We start from the raw sequence: 2,935 nt of genomic DNA, 5'->3' as shown, positions 1-2,935 counted from the left end.
CAGCACTAAGAACCGCCTGGGAAGGCAAGCCCTGCCCACATCCCAAGCTCGTGGCCGAGTACGACCAGCACCGGCTCACAGGCGATATGGTCTGCGTCCAGTGCGGGGCCACCTTTCCCCATTCCGAAGCGGATAGCTTCCGACGCCAGGAGCGAGTCCCATGAGAACAAGGGATCTGCTCTGTACAAACATAGGTGTTAATTTCGGCCACTTCTCCCCTCTGGGTGGACGGCGGCCAGAGAGGGGCCGATGAGACTTGCCACGCGAGAAACAGTACGAGAGTGCCGCCGAGAGGCAACGGGCTTATCGAGCCAGGAAGAACGAGTCGGTTCACTTCCGCAGCCGCTCCGATATGTGGGCCACCCCGCAAGACCTCTTCGACGAGCTGAACGCCGAGTTCGGCTTCACGCTCGATGTCTGCGCAGAGGAGTACAACGCCAAGTGCGAGCGCTACTTCACCCCCAAGCAAGACGGCCTCAAGCAGCGCTGGGAAGGCGTCTGCTGGATGAACCCGCCGTATGGCCGTGGTGTCGGGGAGTGGATTCAGAAAGCCAAAGAGAGCGCAGAGCAAAACGGCGCGACCGTCGTTTGCCTGATGCCTGCCCGCACGGACACGAGCTGGTGGCATCAGCATATTCTAGGAGGCGAGGCAGAAGTGCGCTTCCTCAAGGGGCGGCTCAAGTTCGGCACCCAAGAGAACTCAGCCCCTTTCCCCTCTGTACTTGTCATTTTTCGAGGAAAGGAGACCATGACCCAAGCTAAAGAAAGGATGACCCAGGAACTTGTACCCGCAGCTAAGAAAGCCATCGCAGCAGCAAAACCAGAGAACATGCTCTCGCCTATCGTCGCGGCCAGCGGGGAGAGTGCGGCCAGGCGTTTCCTGGAGTATTTCACCGTCACTATTCGCAACAAGAACACGCGCCGTGCCTACTGGAGAGCCTGCAATGCCTTCCTGGACTATGCTGAGAGCAAGGGAATTGTGGATCTGCGCCATGTCGAGCCGATGCTGGTTGCTGCCTACATCGAGAAGCGCACTGAGCATACGGGCATCAAGCCCCCCTCCCCCAAGCAAGACCTCGCGGCCATCCGGGGGCTCTTTGACTATCTTGTCACCGGGGGGATTCTCCCCTTCAACCCTGCCGCCGCTGTGAAAGGCCCCTCCTACGTCGTGAGACGTGGCAAGACCCCGATTCTGAGTAAGGCAGACGCAAAGAAGCTCCTGGAGAGCATTCCGCTTACCTATAAGGTGAAACGAGCAGATGGTGTCGAGGAAGAGCGGGCCGACCTGCTCGGGCTACGCGACCGGGCGCTTATCGCTCTGATGATCTTCACCTTTGCCCGTGTGGGAGCTGCTACGAAGATGCAGGTGGGAGACTACTACCAGAACGGGAAGCGCTGGTTTGTACGGCTCCATGAGAAAGGCGGCAAGGAGCATGAGCTGCCTGTTCATCACAGCGCCGAGGAGTATTTGGATGCGTACCTGAAGGCAGCGGGCATCGAGAACCAGAAGAAGAGTCCCCTCTTTCGCACCAGTCCAGGGCGCAGCCGCGCTTTGAGCGAGCGCTCCTTAACCCCGGAGATGGCTCTGGAGATGGTGAAGCGGCGAGCGACTCAGGGAGGCATCACGGCTCCGGTGAGGAACCACACGTTCCGGGGGACGGGGATCACGGCCTACCTGGAGAGCGGCGGGACGATAGAGAACGCCCAGGCCATCGCAAACCACGCCGATGCTAGGACGACCAAGCTCTATGACCGACGCGGAGACAGGGTCAGTTTGGATGAGATTGAAAAAATTCAACTGTGAGGCATGGTCAGTCGTCAAATCGGTGAAGAGGAGAAATCACACAAGTCCTTACACCAACCCACAGACAGCACTAGAACTGGCCAGAATAGATCCTATCAACCTCTTTATCCAGCGCAGCAATACTTCCTAAGTTTGCCTTGTGATACTGATCAAAGGTGGCTGTCCCTTTTACGCGCTCAGGGTAAGTTTCCCCTCCATCAGGAAGAGTGGCTGCAAAATTAAAATTTCCAATTCCGAATTCTGGCCAATTTTCTCCTAAAATATATTCATATGCGACGATTTTCTCTCCGTCTTTCTGCCAAAAGCCGCTTTGCTTTCCTTTAACAGATATGCAATGTCTATTGGCAAATCTTTCCAAGGATGCAGCATCTAATGGGCCGGCATCGTGAGACAATATAGAAAGATCTGACTTAGAGAAATAATGCCTGGCGGCAGTCGGATCATAGTATAAATGCGCCACGCCACCATCGGGCATTAATATTTTGACGCCGCTAACTACATGCAGACCCATCCGTCCCTTGATATCGTAGCGAAAATCGTATGACGATCCCACTTTTAGCCCCGAGGGTTTTAATTTTTCCATCCCTCTAAGAACATACATCATCTCTAAATTACTACGCGCACAATTCAAGCCAAAGTCCTGACGATTTAGCTCTGATAAAGTAGGATATCTAGGCTTGGCACCTTCTTCTATAGCTAAAATCGATTTATCAATATCTGATTCAGATGTATAACTTCTCTGACTCTTACTCCTAGCCCAAGCAGCATCCGCGCGACTAATTTGAAAAATCACAGAATTAGAATCATCCATCCCCAAAGAATTTAACGCCTTAATCCGCGCAGCTTCGACATTCCTAAAGATTTCCGCATCAGGCTGTCCGGCCTTAAATTGACATGCTGGATCAGTGGCAACCGTTTGCGCAACCGTCCACTTGACCTTCAGCATATCTGCCGTAGAGAGCGGTTTGCCCTTAAGGGTGAGATGCTTTCTGGGGTTCTTTGCCCAACGCCCCGGAAAGGTATAGTTGGCTGAAATCTGCCCGTTCAGAGCACGGAAAACATTGATTCGCTATGTTTCCGTGATAAATCCGACTGTTCAGTATCCGTCAATACTTTTCGTGAGATGGTCGT

General features: G+C 53.8%; 2 protein-coding genes. One reads left to right on the top strand and one right to left on the bottom strand.

Annotated elements, in window-relative coordinates:
• The first annotated feature begins 256 nt into the window (after positions 1–256).
• Positions 257–1,804, top strand: a complete 1,548-nt coding sequence (locus RMO15_RS14570; RefSeq protein WP_309714060.1) for a DNA N-6-adenine-methyltransferase — start codon at positions 257–259, stop codon at positions 1,802–1,804.
• A gap of 70 nt (positions 1,805–1,874) precedes the next feature.
• Here the strand turns inward: RMO15_RS14570 and RMO15_RS14565 are convergent, their stop codons facing one another.
• Positions 1,875–2,750: a hypothetical protein gene (locus tag RMO15_RS14565; protein WP_309714055.1), complete on the bottom strand. Its 876-nt coding sequence runs from the start codon at positions 2,748–2,750 to the stop codon at positions 1,875–1,877.
• Positions 2,751–2,935 lie beyond the last annotated feature (185 nt).

Origin of the sequence: Armatimonas sp., assembly GCF_031410135.1 — a bacterium.
Taxonomy (GTDB): domain Bacteria; phylum Armatimonadota; class Armatimonadia; order Armatimonadales; family Armatimonadaceae; genus Armatimonas.
This window is presented reverse-complemented; position numbering and strand designations above follow the sequence as displayed.

What these genes read in the sequence shown, in the direction of transcription:
- RMO15_RS14565 (WP_309714055.1), bottom strand. Translation starts at nt 2,750, where the DNA reads ATGCTGAAGGTCAAGTGGACGGTTGCGCAAACGGTTGCCACTGATCCA.